This window comes from Porcipelethomonas sp. (assembly GCF_051893655.1).
Classification (GTDB): domain Bacteria; phylum Bacillota; class Clostridia; order Oscillospirales; family Ruminococcaceae; genus Porcipelethomonas.
In genome coordinates this window covers 1-1,032 of the sequence record NZ_JBJFHN010000068.1, presented here as the reverse complement: position 1 = coordinate 1,032, position 1,032 = coordinate 1, and the positions used below count along the sequence as shown (strand labels likewise).

At 35.0% G+C, this 1,032-nt stretch carries 1 protein-coding gene and 1 tRNA gene; both read right to left on the bottom strand.

Going from position 1 to position 1,032, the window contains the following annotated elements:
- Positions 1-212: 212 nt before the first annotated feature.
- Positions 213-728 (bottom strand): YcxB family protein, encoded by a 516-nt coding sequence (locus ACI4WO_RS03805; protein WP_439806231.1) that lies wholly within the window; start codon positions 726-728, stop codon positions 213-215.
- A gap of 132 nt (positions 729-860) precedes the next feature.
- A tRNA-Tyr gene (locus ACI4WO_RS03800) sits at positions 861-946 on the bottom strand.
- Between the last annotated feature and the right edge of the window lie 86 nt (positions 947-1,032).

Sequence of the window (1,032 nt, the reverse complement as noted above, 5' to 3'; positions counted from 1 at the left end):
GACATCTTACTTTTTCCAGCCTTTTGAAAAAGGCTGGGCGAAAACTTTCAGACGTGATTTTCTTTTATGCGTTCTTTTAAATTAGGCTCGATCATTTAATAAATTAAACCTTAAGGAAAAATTTGAAAAAAGCTGGGTGAAAACTTTCAGACATGATTTTCTTTTACACGTTCTATTAAATTAGGCTCGACAGCTTAATTTATTCAACCAAATTATTTTTTCAAGACAAACTTATTTCCCATTTCTGAGAAAACAGCGTTTCTTATCTCCTCCGCCGTACCCTGAAAGATACCGCTTTTTTTCAGGATATAAGCCTCATTGCGTTTTACATGAATAAAGAAATAATCGTCCGTTTCATGAATTTTAAACATATCCCGGTAATTTTTTCTGATATCCCACGAACCGTCCTGATTTTCTATACAAATTCTTACACTTTTTTCATTGAATTCATATTTTACCGGCGAATTTCCGTATTTTTTTAAAAAAGCACTATAAGTCATTTTTGGGTTTATAATAAACATGTATATGTAAACCACAGCGCACCATACAAGCGTCCAGAATCCAAAGGATATTTTGTTTTCATTATTTCCGGAGATTAATGCTGCTGCAATAAAGATAACTGCGGCAGCAATTAAGATGCAAAGCATAATTATTATTCCTGAAGAAGTACATCTGTTAAGCTTTTTTATATCTTCATAATTAATGGTATTTTCAGCTTTTACTACCATAACTCCCCCCATAAGCCATGTGATTTTTTACTTTATTGCCCTAAAATAATCAACATATTAAATACATTTTGTTTAAACAGCATTTTTTTTACTGCATAAAAAATGTCCTGCATGAAAATGCAGGACTAAATATGGTGGGAGAAGATGGATTCGAACCATCGAAGCGTAAAAGCAACAGATTTACAGTCTGCCCCCTTTGGCCACTCGGGAATTCTCCCATAAAAATTCCGCCGACTATTGCCGGCAGAATTGGAGCTGGTGGACGGACTCGAACCCCCGACCTGCTGATTACAAATCAGCTGCT